The 16,464-nt window shown below is 67.8% G+C and carries 13 protein-coding genes and 1 riboswitch; of the genes, 6 read left to right on the top strand and 7 right to left on the bottom strand.

What is annotated here, in order from left to right:
- Window positions 1–43: 43 nt before the first annotated feature.
- On the bottom strand, window positions 44–4,423 hold the full coding sequence (locus tag MU582_13300; protein UPK73412.1) for a S8 family serine peptidase: 4,380 nt from the start codon (window positions 4,421–4,423) through the stop codon (window positions 44–46).
- Window positions 4,424–4,649: 226 nt separating this feature from the next.
- Between MU582_13300 and MU582_13295 the strand changes: the two genes are divergently transcribed.
- Entirely contained in the window at window positions 4,650–5,159 is a 510-nt protein-coding gene (locus MU582_13295; GenBank protein UPK73411.1) for a winged helix-turn-helix domain-containing protein, read from the top strand.
- Window positions 5,160–5,169: 10 nt separating this feature from the next.
- Here the strand turns inward: MU582_13295 and MU582_13290 are convergent, their stop codons facing one another.
- The 4 genes from MU582_13290 to MU582_13275 form a co-directional block, all read right to left on the bottom strand.
- Window positions 5,170–6,876: a ubiquinol-cytochrome c reductase cytochrome b subunit gene (locus MU582_13290; GenBank protein UPK73410.1), complete on the bottom strand. Its 1,707-nt coding sequence runs from the start codon at window positions 6,874–6,876 to the stop codon at window positions 5,170–5,172.
- Window positions 6,876–7,964, bottom strand: coding sequence for a Rieske 2Fe-2S domain-containing protein (locus MU582_13285; GenBank protein UPK73409.1), 1,089 nt, complete (start codon window positions 7,962–7,964; stop codon window positions 6,876–6,878). The genes MU582_13290 and MU582_13285 overlap by 1 nt, the downstream gene beginning before the upstream one ends.
- On the bottom strand, window positions 7,961–8,794 hold the full coding sequence (locus tag MU582_13280; GenBank protein ID UPK73408.1) for a cytochrome c: 834 nt from the start codon (window positions 8,792–8,794) through the stop codon (window positions 7,961–7,963). Before MU582_13280 ends, MU582_13285 begins: the two co-directional genes overlap by 4 nt.
- Before the next feature lie 72 nt (window positions 8,795–8,866).
- Entirely contained in the window at window positions 8,867–9,445 is a 579-nt protein-coding gene (locus tag MU582_13275) for a heme-copper oxidase subunit III (protein ID UPK77171.1), read from the bottom strand.
- Window positions 9,446–9,624: 179 nt separating this feature from the next.
- Between MU582_13275 and MU582_13270 the strand changes: the two genes are divergently transcribed.
- Entirely contained in the window at window positions 9,625–10,047 is a 423-nt protein-coding gene (locus tag MU582_13270) for a hypothetical protein (protein UPK73407.1), read from the top strand.
- A 4-nt stretch (window positions 10,048–10,051) separates the two neighbouring features.
- A complete protein-coding gene (trpD, locus tag MU582_13265) occupies window positions 10,052–11,101 on the top strand; it encodes an anthranilate phosphoribosyltransferase (protein UPK73406.1) in 1,050 nt (349 codons plus the stop codon).
- A 27-nt stretch (window positions 11,102–11,128) separates the two neighbouring features.
- Here trpD and MU582_13260 read toward each other — a convergent pair whose 3' ends face one another.
- Together MU582_13260 and MU582_13255 are read right to left on the bottom strand one after the other, a co-directional pair.
- Complete coding sequence (locus MU582_13260) at window positions 11,129–11,404, bottom strand: Lrp/AsnC ligand binding domain-containing protein (protein UPK73405.1); 276 nt, start codon at window positions 11,402–11,404, stop codon at window positions 11,129–11,131.
- A gap of 53 nt (window positions 11,405–11,457) precedes the next feature.
- Window positions 11,458–13,218, bottom strand: a complete 1,761-nt coding sequence (locus tag MU582_13255; protein UPK73404.1) for a DEDD exonuclease domain-containing protein — start codon at window positions 13,216–13,218, stop codon at window positions 11,458–11,460.
- Between the two features lie 162 nt (window positions 13,219–13,380).
- Between MU582_13255 and MU582_13250 the strand changes: the two genes are divergently transcribed.
- The 3 genes from MU582_13250 (at window position 13,381) to MU582_13240 (ending at window position 16,369) form a co-directional block, all read left to right on the top strand.
- Window positions 13,381–14,703, top strand: coding sequence for an NYN domain-containing protein (locus MU582_13250; protein UPK73403.1), 1,323 nt, complete (start codon window positions 13,381–13,383; stop codon window positions 14,701–14,703).
- A gap of 98 nt (window positions 14,704–14,801) precedes the next feature.
- The gene (locus MU582_13245; protein UPK73402.1) at window positions 14,802–15,026 is read left to right on the top strand and encodes a hypothetical protein; all 225 of its coding nucleotides are present in this window, start codon (window positions 14,802–14,804) and stop codon (window positions 15,024–15,026) included.
- Between the two features lie 120 nt (window positions 15,027–15,146).
- Window positions 15,147–15,302, top strand: a riboswitch (cyclic di-AMP (ydaO/yuaA leader).
- Between the two features lie 8 nt (window positions 15,303–15,310).
- Complete coding sequence (locus MU582_13240; GenBank protein UPK73401.1) at window positions 15,311–16,369, top strand: NlpC/P60 family protein; 1,059 nt, start codon at window positions 15,311–15,313, stop codon at window positions 16,367–16,369.
- The last annotated feature ends 95 nt before the right edge of the window (window positions 16,370–16,464 follow it).

The following is a 16,464-nucleotide window of genomic DNA, read 5'->3' as shown; positions in this document are numbered from 1 at the left end:
GCAGCCTTCGGGCTGCGACGGCCGCACCGTCCTTTGTGGACGCTCAGCACCCCCGTTGCGGTAGGCGGAAGTTCGCCGTGGTTCGCTTACCGGCTCGCACCCGCACACTTCGGTGCTTCGGACGGAACCCGTCCTTCGCGGCGATGACCTCCAGCGCCTTCTTCGGTGCCTTCAGCCACAGCGCGTACTTGCCGTCGTCGCCGGTGGTGAAGGTCCACGACCGCTGTCCGCGGCTGATGTCGACGGTCGCTCCCACGAGCGGCCCGCCCTTTCCTTCGCAGGGCTTGGTACGTACGACCCCGAGCAGCTTGCCCCACGATGGTGGAGGCGTCGCCGTCAGCCGCACCTTGGCGGGTGCAACCGTGAACGGCGTGTTCTCGACGATGCCGAGGTTCGCCCGGTACGTACCGGGCTGGGTTACCTGGTCGGCATCGAGGGTGACCGTCACGGTCACCGATTCACCGGCAGCTACCGTGCCCTGACGCGGCTTCTCCTTGAGCCAACCGACGTCTGCAGGTTTGCCGCAGTCGGTGTAGCCCGGCAGCTCCTCGGCGAGGTCGGTCGAGTCGAAGTTGCCGAGCGAACCGCCGATCTTGAAGAACCCGCAGGTGCCGGCGCCGCGATACAACGCATTGTTGGACCGCGGCATCGTCACCCACTCGTCGGTGTCGGGCTGGTACGCGTACGACTCGTTCGTGATGGCCGAAGACCCCTGCACGGCTCCGCCGCTGACGATCAGCTGGCCGCCGACCGCCGCGTACGAGCTCGCCCACATATCCGCGGGAAGGTCGGCCTGACGCGTCCACTCCTTCGTCGAGGGTGAGTATGCGTAGGTCGAGGTCGACTCCGAGCTGGAGCTGGTGCCCCCGGCACAGATCACCTTGCCCGCGACGCCTCCGCAGGCGATCCATGCTGTCGACTCGGGATAGTCGGGCAGCTGCGTCCAGCTGTCGGCCGCAGCATCGTAGGCCATCACGGTGCTCGAGCCACATGTGTCAGCACAGCCGCCGACGGCGTACAGCACACCGTCGAGCACCGCTGTGCCCGAGGCCGCCCAGGGATCCGGGTTCGGCGCGCCCTGCGACCAACTGTCGGTCGAAGGATCGTAGATCGCGGTGTCGGCGACCGGGTCGCCTCCCTCGCCCCAACCGCCTGTCACGACGTAGTTCCCGCCGATGAACGCCGACGCGGGCATCTGCCGCGCCTGCGGCATCGGTGCGATCGAATCCCAGGACTTCGCCGTCGGGTCGTAGACGTAGGAGTCGGCAACTGCTCCCGTGCCATCCGGGGTGCCACCGAACGTATATACCTTGCCGTCCTGGTATCCGGCGACGTTGTCCATCAGGGTGGTGGGCAGGTTGGGCAGATCGAGCCACGGCTCGTCATGGACTCCGGCGGCGGTGCCCGTACGCTTGCTCGCCCCGTTCGCCAGCTTCGACACGTCGGCGGGTACTCGTCGTAACGGCGCACCGCGCATGACCGCGATCTCGCGCTTGGTGTCGCGATCGCCGTCGACGCCGAGGATCTCGAAGCCGTTGTCGCGTTCGGTCAGCTCGTACTTCACGGGCTGGTCGCCGTCGTTGGTGAGCTTCAGCTTGCGCTTGACCGAGGTGCCGAGCCTCGCCGAACCCTTCAGCTGCTTCGGAGTCACGCTCAGGTGTCCGGCACCGAGCGCGAAGTCCGCACGACGTGTGTAGTCCGGCTGCACCTTGACCGTGGAGGTGGACGGCGCGTACTCCCCGGATGTCGCGGTGAACGGATGGGACCCCGTCACCGACGAGAACAGGTAGTAGAAGCCGTCGGCGACCTGGTCGTCGTCCGGCGTCGCGACCGTCGTCGCCGTGTCGGTGGGCGCGTCGTCGCTGGTCACGGTCGCATCGTTGACGGGCTTACCGTCGAAGGTGTTCGTCACATTGCCGAGCACCAGTCCGCCGCGTACCGGCTCGCAGCGCGCAGTGCCGACGAGTACGTCGTCGACCTGCCACCACCAGTCGTAGGATCCGACGTAGTGGAAGCGGACCTGGACGGCCGACTTGCCGGCAGCGTCGGGCAGCTCGACCAACTCGGTGTCGGGCCCGCGTACGGGCTCGGCCTTCGACCAGACGTTGGACCAGGTCTGCCCACCGTCGACGGAGACCTCGACGTCGGCAACGTTGTCGTCACCGAGTTGGTAGAAGTCGGTGGCGAAGCTCAGGACGGGATTCTCGTGACCGCTGAGGTCGATGGCCGGCGAGGTGAGCGTGGTGTCTTGGCTCGTGCCCGATCCGGCGAGATCGCTGTCGACGATGGCGAAGCCGTCCTCCCCGCCGGTGAGGTTGCCGCGGCCGCCCGGGTCGTCGAATGCCCACGTCGCGCCGTCCTCGACGGCGGAGGTCACCGTCCAACCATCGGGACCGGCAGGGTCGTCGAAGGTCTCGTGTAGACCGTCGTACGCTGGCTCGTAGCCGGGAGCGGTGCACGCGGGGTCGACCTTCATCGCGAACTGGTGTGCAGTGTCGTCGCCGATCGTCAGCTCTTCTGTCAGGTTGGGATATCCATCGAGCACCGGGTCTACTTCGACCGTGTACGTTCCGCCCTTCGGCAGGTCGAGGTCGTAGCGACCCGTCTCCGGGTTGCTGTACGCCGTCACCGGGGTGTCCTTGACGCTGAGTTTCGCGTACAACGGCCACCCGTGGCCCGAGTCGTCTCGAACGGTTCCCGAGAGCGAGGCGGACTCGGCCGGATCGAGGGCGATGTCGGTGGTCGTGGTCTCGCCGCCGACGATCGCGACATCGGACAGCTCGCTCGTGCCGTACCCGAACAGCGAGGCGGAGACGTTGTACGTACCCTCGCTCAGCCGGATCGAGTAGGTGCCGTCGTCGTCGGTGGTGACCGTACGGGTCGACGAGTCGTCGGACGCCGAGACGGTGGCGTCCGCGAGCGGATCGCCGGAGGCCCCATCGGTCACCGTGCCGGTCAGGGTGCCCGCCTCACCGACGGGAGCCTGGTCGATGAGTGCGAGCGCGTCGAGCTGGCCTTCACCGTAGACGTTGTTGTCGTCCTCGGTGCCGCCACATTGGTCGTCGGCCTTGTCTCGGGCGGTGTCGTCGAGCAACGCGCGCGTGGCGTCAATGTCGCCGACGAGCGCCGGGGCGGCAGACCAGAGCAGTGCCACCGAACCCGACAGGTGCGGGGCGGCCATCGACGTGCCGGAGTAGGAGTCGTACACGTCGCCCGGCACGCTCGAGCGTACGTTCGTGCCCGGTGCCGAGATGTTCGGTTTGGTCTCGCCGTCCGGCGCCGCTCCACGGCTGGAGGTGCTGCTGATGTTGCCGTCGATGTCGTAGTTGCCGACCGAGTACGACTCGACGTAGTCGCCGGGCGAGCCGGTCGTCTCGCAGGCCGATCCCTCATTGCCGTTGGAGAACACGGGGAACATCCCGGCCGCGATCCATGAGGTCACGTAGTCGCGGTACCACTCGTCGCCGCCGGGGCCGCCCCAAGAGTTGTTGACGAGGTTCGGACGCTTGGCAGGATCCGGGTTCTCGTTGTTGAGATCCGTTGGTGCCAGTACCCACTGGGCGGATGCGGACAACGCGGCCTCGCTGCAGGTGCGCGACTCACAGCCCATGGCAGCGATCCAGGTCGCATTGGGTGCGACCCCGATCTGGTTCTCGCCGCCGTCGCCGCCGACCATGGTGCCCATGGTGTGCGTGCCGTGACCGTTGAGATCACAGGGCTCTTCGCCTTCGCACACCTGTGACGGGTCGAAGAAGTTGTACGAGTGGTCGAACTCGCCGCCGCCGAGGTTGCCGCGATACTTCTCGACCAGTGCGGGGTGGTCGTACTGCACGCCGCTGTCGATGCTGGCGACGACGATGCCCTCGCCGCGGTCACCGTAGGTGTCCCACACCTGATCGGCCTTGATGTTCGCGATGCCCCACTCGACGGACTGCACCTGCGCCTTGGCCTTGGCCGGGGTCGGTTTCGGCAGCCGGACGACCTCGGGGGAGCGGATGGCTTTGACGTTCGAGTCGGCCGCCGCCGCATTAGCGAGTTTGGTGGTGCCGCCCTTGACGATGATCGTGTTGTTCACCCAGTACGAGTCGAATGCGACACCGCGTGCCTGCAGGTCGGCGGCGACATCATGCTGGCTGGTACGCGCGGTCGTACGTAAGGCCTTGACGACCGCCGCTCCACGACGGTTCCAGTTGTCGAGCGAGGCAGCCGCGCTCAGGTCGGCGGTCTGCTCGAACTCGATCACCATCGGAGCGCGACCGTCGTCGGCGAGAGCGGTGCGCACCGACTTCGCGATCGGCGCCTTATCTGATGCCGGTGGTGACGCGCTCGCCGCCATCGGCGTGAGCACGAGTAGCGGAAAGAGGAGTAGAGCGGAGATGAATGTGTAGCCGAGACGGCGGATGCGGCGATAACGGTGCGCCACGGTGGGAGCCCCCTTCGAGACGAGCGGCCAGATCGTGGCCGCTGCGATGATCCGATCACGCTCAGTAGTGAGCGTGTGAGGAGAGCCTCGCGGCAGTTGCTCTCTGCAACAAGATCACCTCGCGGGCAGATCAAGGGCAGAATCGAGGCATACCTCGGGGGCGACGGGGTAAGCATCAATGCAAGGCGCACGCCGACAGGGGGCTTGCGTCGACGAGGGAGCAAGCGTGGACGACGGCGCATTGGTCATCATGGTCGGACTTCCGAGCGACGAATGTGCACGGGTGCTGGGTCGGCTCGGTCGGGAGACGCCCGCGGTTGTGGTCACCTCCCGCGAGCAGGCGCGGGCAGTGCTCGCGGCCGCGGAGGAACGGCCGAAACACTCCAGCTCGCCGGAGGCGGCGACGACCGAGGGCCGGCTACGACGGCAGGTGCACTTCGGCGCGCTGCTGCTCGACGTCGACTGCAGGTTGGCTACATGGGACGGCGTGGAGTTCACGATCAGCGCCCGGGAGTTCGATCTGCTCACCCGGCTCGCGGAGGACCCCGGCCGGGTGTGGACGTTCGCATCCCTGACCCGCGCCGTCTGGGACCGCGACTTCGTCGGCGACCGATCGGCGGTCACGAGCGCGGTCAAGCGGTTGCGTGCGCATCTACGCCGCGCGCGCGTACCCGTCACTGTCGAGTCGGTACGCGGACGCGGCTACCGCCTCAGTGAGGCGATAGCCGCGTCCTAGTGCCAACCGATCAGTGCTGGCGGGGGATACCCGTCTCGCTGACGCCGCCGAACTCGTCGTCGACCGGCTCGATCTCGCCATGCGCACCGTGGTGCTCGTTGGCTTCCTCGAGCTCCTCGCGGGTCGGCTTGGCGATGTCGGAGCCGTGGAAGAACCGCGACAGCCGGGCGCGTACCTTCTCGATGCGCGAGTTCGGCGCGTGTACGCCGTTCTCGTCGACGTCTTCGGGTAGCTCGCGCACCTGCGGGCGGTTGTGCGCCGTGAGCTCGTACACGTGCTCGGGATCGAGCGGCGCGTGGCGCTCGGAGTAGGCGCCGTCGGGGGAGCGCTCGATGATGCCCGTCTCGTAACCGTGCAGCACCCGCTCGACGTCCTGGCGTTGCAGACCGATGCAGATGCGCTTGGTCACCAGGAACGCGATCACGGGGCCGACGAACACCATGATCCGGCAGAACCAGGTGATCGCGAAGATGTCGAGATGGAAGACGACGGCGATGATGTCGTTGCCGCCCGCGATCCAGAACACGCCGTAGCAGGTCATACCCGCGACACCGAGCGCCGTACGCGTCGGGTTGTTGCGCGGACGCTCGAGCAGGTGATGCTCGCGCTTGTCGCCGGTGACCCACTGCTCCACGAACGGATACAGCGCGAGCACCGTGAACAGCAGGCCCATCAGCAGCACTGCGGGTAGGAACACGTTCCAGCTGAACGTCCAGCCGAAGATCGTCGACTCCCAGTTGGGCATGATGCGCACCGCGCCCTCGACCCAACCCATGTACCAGTCCGGCTGGGAGCCGGCGGTCACCTGCGATGGGTCGTACGGACCGTAGTTCCACACCGGGTTGATCTGGAACAGCGCGCCCATCAGCGCGGTCGCGCCGAAGACGATGAAGAAGAAGCCGCCCGCCTTCGCGGCGTACACCGGCAGCAGCGGGTAACCGACGACGTTCTTCTCGGTCTTGCCGGCGCCCGGCCACTGGGTGTGCTTGTGGTACACGAGCAGCAGCATGTGCGCGCCGATCAGCCCGAGCAACAGCGCCGGCACCAACAAGATGTGCACCATGTAGAGGCGCGGGATGAGGACATCGCCGGGGAATTCGCCGCCGAAGATGAAGAACTCGAGGTACGAGCCGACGATCGGGATCGATCGAATCAACCCGTCGACGAACCGCAGGCCCGTACCGGAGAGCAGGTCGTCGGGAAGCGAGTAGCCGGCGAAGCCCTCGACCAGACCGAGGGAGAGCAGGCCGATGCCGATCAGCCAGTTCAGCTCGCGCGGGCGGCGGTACGCACCGGTGAAGAACACCCGGAGCATGTGCACGATCATCGCGGCGACGAACAGAGCAGCCGCCCAGTGATGGATCTGGCGCATCAGCAGGCCGCCGCGGATGTCGAACGAGATGTGCAGCGTCGACTCGTACGCGGCCGACATCTCGATGCCGCGCAGCGGAGCGTACGACCCGTGGTAGACGGTCTCGGTCATCGTCGGGTCGAACCACAGCGTCAGGAAGACTCCCGACAGCAGCAGTACGACGAAGCTCCACAGGGCGATCTCGCCGAGCATGAACGACCAGTGGTCGGGGAAGATCTTGCGGAGCTGACCCTTGGCGACCCCGGCCAGGCCGAGTCGGTCATCGAGCCACTGGACCGGGCCGGCTGCCTTCTTGCCGACGCCGGTGTCCTGAATGCGGTCGGATCCTTCGGTGGTGGCACTCATCACGGTTCCTGGTGGATCTCGGGGAAGCTCGGCCCGACAACGTCTTCGAAGTCGCCCATTGCGATCAGGTATCCCTCATCATCGACCCCGAGCTGTAGCTGGGGCAAGGCCCGGTGTGCCGGGCCGAAGATGACCTTGCCGCCGTCGGCCAGGTCGAACGTCGACTGATGGCACGGGCAGAGCACGTGGTGGGTCTGCTGCTCGTACAGGCTGATCGGGCAGCCGACGTGCGTGCAGATCTTGGAGTAGCACAGGATGCCGTCGATGTCCCAGTTCTCGCGGCCCTTGGGCGCGGTGACGTCTTCTGGGGGCATCCGCACCAGGATCACGGCTGCCTTGGCCTTGACCGCGAGCGCTTCGGATCCGTGGATCACCGGCTCGCCGTGCTCGTCGGTCTCGAACAGGATCTCCGGCTCGGCGTTGGTGAGCTGGCCCTCCTCGACCTGGGACGGCCGGATCGGCTGACCGGAGACGTCGTTGGCGATGCGCATGCCCTTGGTCCACACCGTCTTGAACTGATCGTCGCCCGGCAGCGGGCCGAGATCGCGCAGCATCACGATCGCGGGGAGCCCGAGTACGCCGAGAGCGCCGAACAGGCTGTTGCGGATCAGCGGACGGCGGCCGAAGCCGGACTCGTTGACACCGTCGTTGAACATCGCGAGCGTCTCCTCGCGGTCCTCATCGGAGGACCGTGCGGGGTGGCGCATCTCGATGATCTCGTGGTCGGCCATCAGCTTCTTTGCCCACTGGATCGCGCCGAGGCCGATCAGCAGCAGCGCGCCGCCGAGGGTGACACCGAGGGCGAAGTTCTGGGCGGTGAAGCCGAGGAAGGTCGTCGTGGTGTCGAGCGGGACCGCGAAGTAGCAGACGCAGAACGCGAGCGCCAGCAGACTCGCCAGGCCGAACATCCCGGCGACCTGACGCTCGGCACGACGCTCCTGCGCCGGGTCGACATCGGTCGGACGCCACTGGTGCTCTGGAAGGCCGGGGTTGGCCATCGGGTCGGCGGGGTCTGCCGGGTCGATGTCCTTGCGAGGCTCTTCGCCGCGTGGTTCGAGCTCGCTGCTCATGCCGTCGTCCCCGCTCATGCCTCTGCCTTCTTCCGCTTCGAGCGCACGCTCTGCGTCGCGATCCAGGTCGCGGCCAGCACGAGGCCGCCGATGCCGACCAGCCAAGCGAAGACGCCGTCGGAGACCGGACCGAAGCCGCCGCCGCCGATACCTGCCTGCGGTGTTTCACGCATCGCCTCGATGTAGGCGATCATCGAGCGCTTCTGCTCGGGCGTGATGACCTCGTCGGAGAACACCGGCATCTGCTGTGGCCCGGTGACCATCGCTTCGTAGATGTGCTTCGCGCTCGTGTCGGTCAGCGGCGGCGCGTACCGGCCGCTCGGCAGCGCACCGCCGGCGCCTGTGGAGTTGTGGCACGCGGTGCAGTTCGTACGGAAGAACTGGCCGCCTTCGGCGAGCTCCTCGTCGCTGATACCGGAGGTGTCGGTGAACTCCTCGTCCGGGACATCGGGGCCGGGGCCGAGCGATGCGACGAACGCGGCCAGCTGCTCGGTCTCCTCGTCGTTGAACACCGGCTCCTTCGCCGGGGCCTGCGGAGCGGAGTTGGTCATGGGCATCCGGCCGGTGCCGACCTGGAAGTCGACCGCGGCGGCGCCGACACCTGCCAGGGGAGGCCCGTAGTTGCGGTCACCGTTGGTGCCGAGGCCCTCACCGGTCTTGCCGTGGCAGCTTGCACAGCTCACGAGGAACAGTTGACGACCGGCTTCGACCTTCTGTGCGTCGGCGGTCTCGGCGTCGGCCGTACGCGGTGCAGCCGCGTAGTAGACGCCGCCGGCAACGATGAGGCCGAACAGCAACACGACGAGGCCGGCCATCCGGTGCCGACGACGCGTGGACAAGAACCGCACGGGGTGGACCTCGTTCCGTCTCGAGTTGATGGGGCGGGGAGCTGCGATGGAGTTGTGCTGCCTGGTGGGCAGTTACTGAATCAGGTAGATCGTGGCGAACAGCCCGATCCACACGACGTCGACGAAGTGCCAGTAGTAGGAGACGACGATCGTGCTGATCGCCTGCTCATGGGTGAACTTGCGGGCGAGGAACGTACGGCCGATCACGAGCACGAAAGCGATCAGGCCGCCGATGACGTGCAGGCCGTGGAAGCCGGTCGTGAGGTAGAAGACGCTGCCGTACGGCGAGGACGGGATGGTCACGCCCTCATGCATCAGCTCGACGTACTCGACGGCCTGGCCCGCGACGAAGACCGCACCCATCAGATAGGTGAGCACGAACCACTCGCGCATGCCCCACTTGCCGACCTGGAGCAGGCTGCCGACCCGGCCGACGCGGCCGCGCTCGGCGGCGAAGACGCCCCACTGACAGGTGACCGACGACAGCACCAGAATGGTGGTGTTGGCGGTCGCGAACGGCACGTTGAGCTTCGCGGTCTCGAGCTCCCACAACTCAGGTGTGACGCCACGGATCGTGAAGTACGCGGCGAACAGGGCCGCGAAGAACATCAGCTCACTGGAGAGCCACACGATCGTGCCAACCGTGACCATCGAGGGCCGGTTGGGCTGGCCGTGCAAACGGGACGCCGGAATCGCGGATGTTGTCGCCACGAGAGCCATTATGGACCGTGGGTTTCGGCTATCTCCACTCACCCCCGGGCCCGTGTCGCGCGTACGGCTCACGCGGGCGCGGATGCCGTGTCGATGGTGCTTTCCCATACGATGATGGCGTGACCGACAGTACTGACTCCCGACCCCTGAAGGTCCTCGTCTACAGCGACGACTCCGACACCCGTCAGCAGGTGTCGCTCGCGCTGGGGAAGAGGCCGCATCCCGACCTGCCGGCGTTCGAATACGTCGAGTGCGCGACCGAACCCGTCGTCATCAAGACGATGGACTCGGGCGAGATCGATCTCGCGATCCTCGACGGCGAGGCCGTTCCGGCCGGTGGCATGGGTATCGCCCGCCAGCTCAAGACCGAGATCTATCGGTGCCCGCCGCTGCTCGTCATCACCGGGCGCCAGCAGGACGCTTGGCTCGCGACGTGGTCGCTCGCCGACGGGGTCGTCGCGCATCCGATCGACCCGATCCTGCTGGCCGAAGCCGTCATCGACCTGGTCCGGGGCGCCAAGACGCTGCCGGCGTCGTCCTGAGTCGATGCCCGCGCAAGCGCGTACGTGGCCGGAGGTCATCGGAACGCTCCTCGACGGCCGCGATCTGGACCGCTCGGCCGCGGCATGGGCGATGGACGAGATCTTCTCGGGTGCCGCCACCGCGGCGCAGATCGCCGGTTTCGTCGTCGCGCTCCGAGCGAAGGGTGAGACTGTCGATGAGCTAGAAGGCATCGTCGCCGCGATGTACGACCATGCCGAGCCGCTATCGGTGCCGGGTCGCATCGTCGACATCGTCGGCACCGGTGGCGACCGGGCGAAGACGGTGAACATCTCCTCGATGTCTGCGGTTGCCATGGCCGGTGCGGGCGCCGTTGTCGTCAAGCACGGCAACCGCGCCGCGTCGAGTGCCAGTGGGTCCGCAGACGTACTGGAGGCGCTCGGCGTACGTCTCGACCTTCCGCCGAACCGCATCGCCGAGGTCGCCGACGAGGCCGGCATCACGTTCTGTTTCGCTCCGGTCTTCCACCCGTCGATGCGCTACGCGATCCCGGTACGCGGGGAGCTCGGTGTGCCGACGACGTTCAACCTGCTGGGGCCGCTGACGAACCCCGCACGTCCCGATGCCCTCGCGGTCGGGTGTGCCGACGCACGGCTCGCACCGGTGATGGCGGGCGTTCTCGCCCGGCGCGGCGTCGACGCGCTGGTCTTCCGCGGCGACGACGGGCTCGACGAGCTCACCACGTCGACGACCTCGACGGTCTGGGTCGTTGCTCGTGGTTCGGTCGAGCCTGCGTCGGTCGCGCCGGAGGACGTCGGCGTCGAACGTGCGCCGGTTGAGGCGCTGCGCGGTGGCGACGCCGCGCACAACGCGGATGTGTTCCGCCGCGTACTCGCCGGAGAGCAGGGTCCAGTGCGCGATGCCGTCGTGTTCAACGCGGCGGCCGGTCTGGTCGCGCGCGATGCGATGAGCGGTCCGCTGGTCGACCGCATGCGCGGAGCCGCCGAACGCATCCGCGAGTCGCTGGACAGCGGCGCCGCTCGCGGTGTGCTCGACCGATGGGCGAAGGTCACCCAGCGCATCGCGGCCGGCTGAGCCTACGAGTCGGCGCGTACGCCGGCCTCAGATGCCGATGCTGAACGCCGACTCGAGGTCGTGGCGGGAGAACGTCTGGAACGCGATGTGCGTCTCGGTCGAGCTGACGCCGGGCACCTTGTTGACCTTGTCGGCGATGACGGCCGCGATGTCCTCGTGCCGGCGTACGCGCACCATGGCGATCAGGTCGATGTGGCCGGTTACCGAGTAGACCTCGCTGACGCCGTCGAGAGCCGCGATGCGTTCGGCGACCTCGGGGATGCCGGCGACGTCGGCCTTGATGAACACGATCGCAGTGATCACGCTGCCTCCTGGCGGTGCTGGTGCTGGTGGGATACGAGCGTAGTACGTGCCGCTCAACGAGTCGGCTGGTGCACCGTGCGGGGCATCCTGCGCTCGTCGAACGGCACGACGGAAGTGGTCTCGACGTTGTCGTACGTGGCGAGGTGTCGCGTCGCGCCGCGTACCGGGCACTGCCACTCGCCGTCGACCTCGATGAGACGGGTGCCCTCGCCCTCCAGCCAAGCCAGGACTCGTTCGGTCTCCTCGGTCGAGGCGGCGGGTGCCGGCCCGTGACCTGGCAGCACGGTCTCGGCACCGATCTGCAGTTGGTCGACCCAGGTGCGCGCGTCGGCACCTGCGGGGATGACGCCCGCGGCACACAGCCGGCCGTATCGCACCACGTGCACCTCCCAGCGGCCGAGGTCGTCGCGCCGAGCGGCGACGAGATCGCGGCAGGCGGTGAGCGCCGTGAGTCGTTGGGTGCGGGCCGTCGCGCGAAGGAACGACCGCAGCCGGTCGCGTTGTAGCTGTGCGTCCTCGAAACGGGTCTGCTGCGACAGTTGTGCCATCTTCGCGTCGAGCGCGTCGATCACCGCTGCCGGGTCGCGCAGCATCGCCTCGCGTACGCGCGCGACCTCCTTGTCGTAGTCGGCGACGCCGACGGACCGGTCGCAGGGCGACAGGCATCTGCCCATCTCGGCGAGGGCGCACGGCGACCGGTCGGGGTTCTTCGGCATCCGCCCGCTGCACTGTCGGATGCCGAACGCCTCATGCAGCACGGCGACCGCGCTGTCGGCCGTGCGGCGGCTGCCGAACGGGCCGATGTAGTCGGCGCCGTCGTCACCGACGGAGCGCACCATCGACAGCCGTGGCCACGGCTCCCGGGTCAGCTTGACCCAGATCGCGCGCTCGGGGAATCGCGAACGTTTGTTGTAGCGCGGTTTGTGCGCGGCGATGAGGCGCAGCTCGCGTACCTGCGCCTCCAGCGGCGTCGCGCATTCGATCGCCTCGACCCGCTCGGCGAGACCGACCATCTCGCCCATCCGGCTGCGGGTCTCGCTCGACGTGAAGTACGAACGTACGCGCGCGCCGATGTCTTTGGAAGTGCCGACGTAGAGCACGGAGTCTTGAGCATCGCGGAAGAGGTACACGCCCGGCGCGTGCGGCAACCCGTCGGCGAGGTAACGCTTGCGGCGCTGCGTCGTACTGACCCGGCTGCTGAAGGTGGACAGCTCTTCGACGGTGTGCACGCCGACGTTGCCGAGGCGGGCGATCAGGGAGTGGAGTACGTCGACCGTCGCGCGAGCGTCTTCAAGTGCACGGTGGTTCGGAGTCGTGGTCGCCTGGAAGATCCGCGCGAGTGTGGAGAGCTTGCAGTTGGGTGCCTCGTCACGAGTGAGCACGCGCCGCGCGAGCTTGGCCGTGTCGATCACGTCGAACCCCGGCCAGGTGTGGCCGAGCTCGCCGGCGAAATGGCGCAGGAAGCCGACGTCGAACGGAGCGTTGTGCGCGACGAGCACACAGCCCTCGGCGAACTCGAGGAAGGACGGCAGCACGGAGTCGATGGTCGGCGACGACGCGACCATGGCGTCGTTGATGCCGGTGAGGACGGCGATGAACGAAGGGATCGAGGAGTGGGGGCGCACCAGGGTCTGGAACTCCGACAGCACCTCGCCGCCGCGGACCTTGACGGCGCCGAACTCCGTGATCTCCGAGCCGCCCGCCGCCGACCCTCCGGTCGTCTCGAGGTCGACGACGCAGAATGTCGCATCACGCAGGGGAGTGCCGAGCTCGTCGAAGGTGCCTTGGATCGCACGCACTGTCGGCTCGGTCATATTGGCACCGTACGACCGACGACTGACAGAACCGTCGAGACACGGCGGCGGGCGCGCGGTGTCGCACCGAGGAACGGCCGTGGGCATTACGCTCGTAGGAGGAGGCTCTCGGCGGCGGGGTAGGAGCTCGGGAAAAGACACTCGACCGTGAGGAGGCAACGCGTGGCTGCAGATCCAACGCCGACGGACGGGCAGGCGATCGTGTTGCCCGACTCGGTTCGTCACCGCGTCGTCGCGCTCACGTCCGATGCGCTGTCGTCGCTGGAGGCGCGGCAGGTGCCGGCTTCGCTGCGCAAGGTCGCCCGCTTCACGCCGGCGCGTCGCGCACGGCTGGCGGCGACGGCGATAGCGACGGCAGTCGCCACCGACGACGGGTTCCGCGAGCGCGTCGCGGGGCAGGTACGGCGCGGCAACGCAGCGGTCGCGGATGCGATCGAGGCCGACGCGGTCGAGGCGACCGACCCGGTCGAGGTCGCGGCCATCGCGTACCTGACCAGAGTCGACGGATGGCAGCGTGCGCTCGACGCGGCACTCGAGACCATCGAGGCCGATCGCGAGGCGTCGGCGGCAAGCGCAGTCGAGGAGTCCGGCCAGGCCGAGCGCCTCGCTCGTCAGGTCGAGCAGTCACGGGAGGAGCTCCGCTCGGCTCGTGCGGCGCACCGCAAGGAGCTCGATTCGGTGAAGGCCGACAACGCGGACCTGCGGCGCAAGCTCGGAGATGCGCGTACTCGGGCTCGCACTGCGGAGGCAGATCGCGATCGCCTCGAGGCAGAGCTCGATGAGGTCAAGGATCACGAACGCACGCGGGCGAACGAGAACGACGCCGAGGTACGCAGGCTCCGCCAGCGTCTCGAGGCCGCCGTCGCAGAGGCCGGCGACCTGCGCAGGCAGGCCCGTGGAGACCGGGCGCAGGGTTCGATGCGCTCGCGGTTGCTGCTCGACACTGTGATCGACGCGGCACAGGGCTTGCGGCGCGAGCTGGCGCTTCCGCCGTTGGACGCCTTACCTGCCGACCTGGTCGGTGATCCGGCCGGCGACGACGAGTCCGCGAGCGCTCACGCACATGCGACGGTCACGGATGCGCAGCGGCTGCGTTCGTTGCTCGAGCTGCCACGTGCCCACGTCATCGTCGACGGCTACAACGTCAGCAAGTCGGCGTGGGGCGAGACGCCGCTGGAGCGGCAGCGTTCGCGGTTGGTGACCGAGCTCGGCGGCCTGGCCGCGCGTACCGCGGTCGAGGTGACGGTCGTGTTCGACGGCGCCGATGTTGCCGCCGCTCGGCCGGCCGCACGGGGGGTACGCGTGCGTTTCAGCCCTTCGGGGGTCACCGCCGACGATGTGATCGCCCAGCTGGTGTCGGCCGAACCGGAGGGGCGTCCGGTGATCGTCGTGTCGAGCGATGCCGAGGTGGCCGCGCACGCCCGGCGTGTCGGCGGGCGGCCCGCGGTTTCGGCGGCCCTGGTGGAGCTGCTGTCCGGTCGGTGACCGCGCGTTCGATCCGGGTTGTCAGTGCCGGTCTCTAGCGTGCACATCGAGGTTGCCGGTTGCGTTCTTCCCCCACGACCGGCAGAGACGGAGGAACCATGAACGACGACATGCACTCGATCACGATCGACTGCGACAGCTGCCTGGTCCGCGGCGACGCGTGCGGCGACTGCGTCGTCACCGTGCTGCTCGGCGGCCCGCCACAGGGCGTACGTATCGACGACGAGGAGCGCGAGGCGATCGACACGTTGTCCGCGTCGGGGCTGGTCCCGCCGCTGCGGCTCGTGACCGCGATGGAGGAGTCCATACCCGACTCGGCGTGAGCAGTTCGTACGCCGCGCGGGGCCGCCGTAACACGCGCCGACACGCAATTGATCTCCTTGGCCCCGCTCGCTAAAGTAGGCGCTTGCGTGCCACGTGAGACTTTCTCCACCAGGGAGGACACAGGTGCGCCGCCTAGTTCGGTGCGGGAGGGAAGTCTCGTACCGGAGCCGGGGAACCACGCACGTGGGGTGAATCGGTTTCTGTTCGCAGAAGCTGTAGGGCAGTCCTTGGCCCGAACCCGTCAGCTCACCCGGTAGGCGTCGAGGAAAGGGGACCGTCCCTCGTGCGGACTGGCCAGCGCAAGTTCAACCGGGGGCGTGCCGCAGTAGTCGTGTGCGCCACCCTCGCAGCAGGATTCTCCACCGCCGTTCCGGCAGGTGTCGCCGCTCCGGACGATCCGTCGATCGATGAGGTGCGCGACCGCGTCTCGCGACTGAATCACGAGGCCGAGCAGGCCAATGAGCGCTACCTCCAGCTCATCGATCAGATCGGCGATACGCGCAAGGACCTCAAGGCCACCCGCAAGGACGTCCGTGACCAGAAGGCCGCCTTCGCCAAGGTCAAGAAGCGCGTGACCGCCTCGCTCGTCGCAGACGCGTCCGACTCGCCGCTCGGCACGACCGGCGAGTTGCTCACCAGCGACAACCCCGAGAAGTTCATCGACGGCCTCGGCGCGATGCAGGCGTACAACTCCACCCAGAACGACCTGCTCGCCGACTACACCAAGACCTCGGCCGAGCTCGGCAGCCGAGAGAAGCAGCTCACCGCGCAGCTCGACTCGATCGACGACGCGAAGCAGAAGATGGCCGACGAGAAGGCCGACGTCAAGAAGAAGGCAGATGCGGCGGAGGACCTGCTCGACACGCTGGAAGCCGAGCAGCGCGAAGAGGTCCTCAACACCGCCGACGGCCACGAAGACGGTCCGAGCCGTGACGAGGACCGCGATCCCACGGTCGACTCCGGCGACGACTCCACCGACACCTCGGATGCGAGTGGCGCCGCTGCGAAGGCGATCGAGTTCGCCAAGGCCCAGCTCGGTGACCCGTACGTCTACGGCGCTACCGGCCCCGACTCGTGGGACTGCTCCGGTCTGACCAGCGGGGCGTACGCCTCGGCAGGTATCTCGCTGCCGCGCTCATCGAGCTCGCAGGCCGGTGTGGGCACACCCGTGTCGACCTCGGATATGCAGCCCGGAGACCTGGTCTTCTACTACAGCCCGATCAGCCACGTCGGCATCTACCTCGGCAACGGCCAGCTCATCCACGCGCCGCATTCGGGCGCGTCGGTCGAGATCACCGGCGTCAGCGTGATGCCGATCGCGGCCGTCCGCCGGGTCGCCTGAGCCTGCCCGACGCCGCTCTCGGGTGAGTTCGCTCACCCGAGGGCGTAATGGCGTTCTTCGGTTCTGTTGCAGGGGCTATCTGCACCTAGAATTCT

The sequence above is a fragment of the Nocardioidaceae bacterium SCSIO 66511 genome, from assembly GCA_023100825.1.
In the GTDB taxonomy this organism is placed as follows: Bacteria; Actinomycetota; Actinomycetes; order Propionibacteriales; family Nocardioidaceae; genus Solicola.
The sequence above is the reverse complement of the archived record's forward strand: the minus strand, read 5'-3'. Positions and strand labels throughout refer to the sequence as shown.

What these genes read in the sequence shown, in the direction of transcription:
- MU582_13290 (UPK73410.1), bottom strand. Translation starts at nt 6,876, where the DNA reads ATGAGTGCCACCACCGAAGGATCCGACCGCATTCAGGACACCGGCGTC.
- MU582_13285 (UPK73409.1), bottom strand. Translation starts at nt 7,964, where the DNA reads ATGAGCGGGGACGACGGCATGAGCAGCGAGCTCGAACCACGCGGCGAA.
- trpD (UPK73406.1), top strand. Translation starts at nt 10,052, where the DNA reads ATGCCCGCGCAAGCGCGTACGTGGCCGGAGGTCATCGGAACGCTCCTC.
- MU582_13255 (UPK73404.1), bottom strand. Translation starts at nt 13,218, where the DNA reads ATGACCGAGCCGACAGTGCGTGCGATCCAAGGCACCTTCGACGAGCTC.
- MU582_13275 (UPK77171.1), bottom strand. Translation starts at nt 9,445, where the DNA reads ATGGTCACGGTTGGCACGATCGTGTGGCTCTCCAGTGAGCTGATGTTC.
- MU582_13245 (UPK73402.1), top strand. Translation starts at nt 14,802, where the DNA reads ATGAACGACGACATGCACTCGATCACGATCGACTGCGACAGCTGCCTG.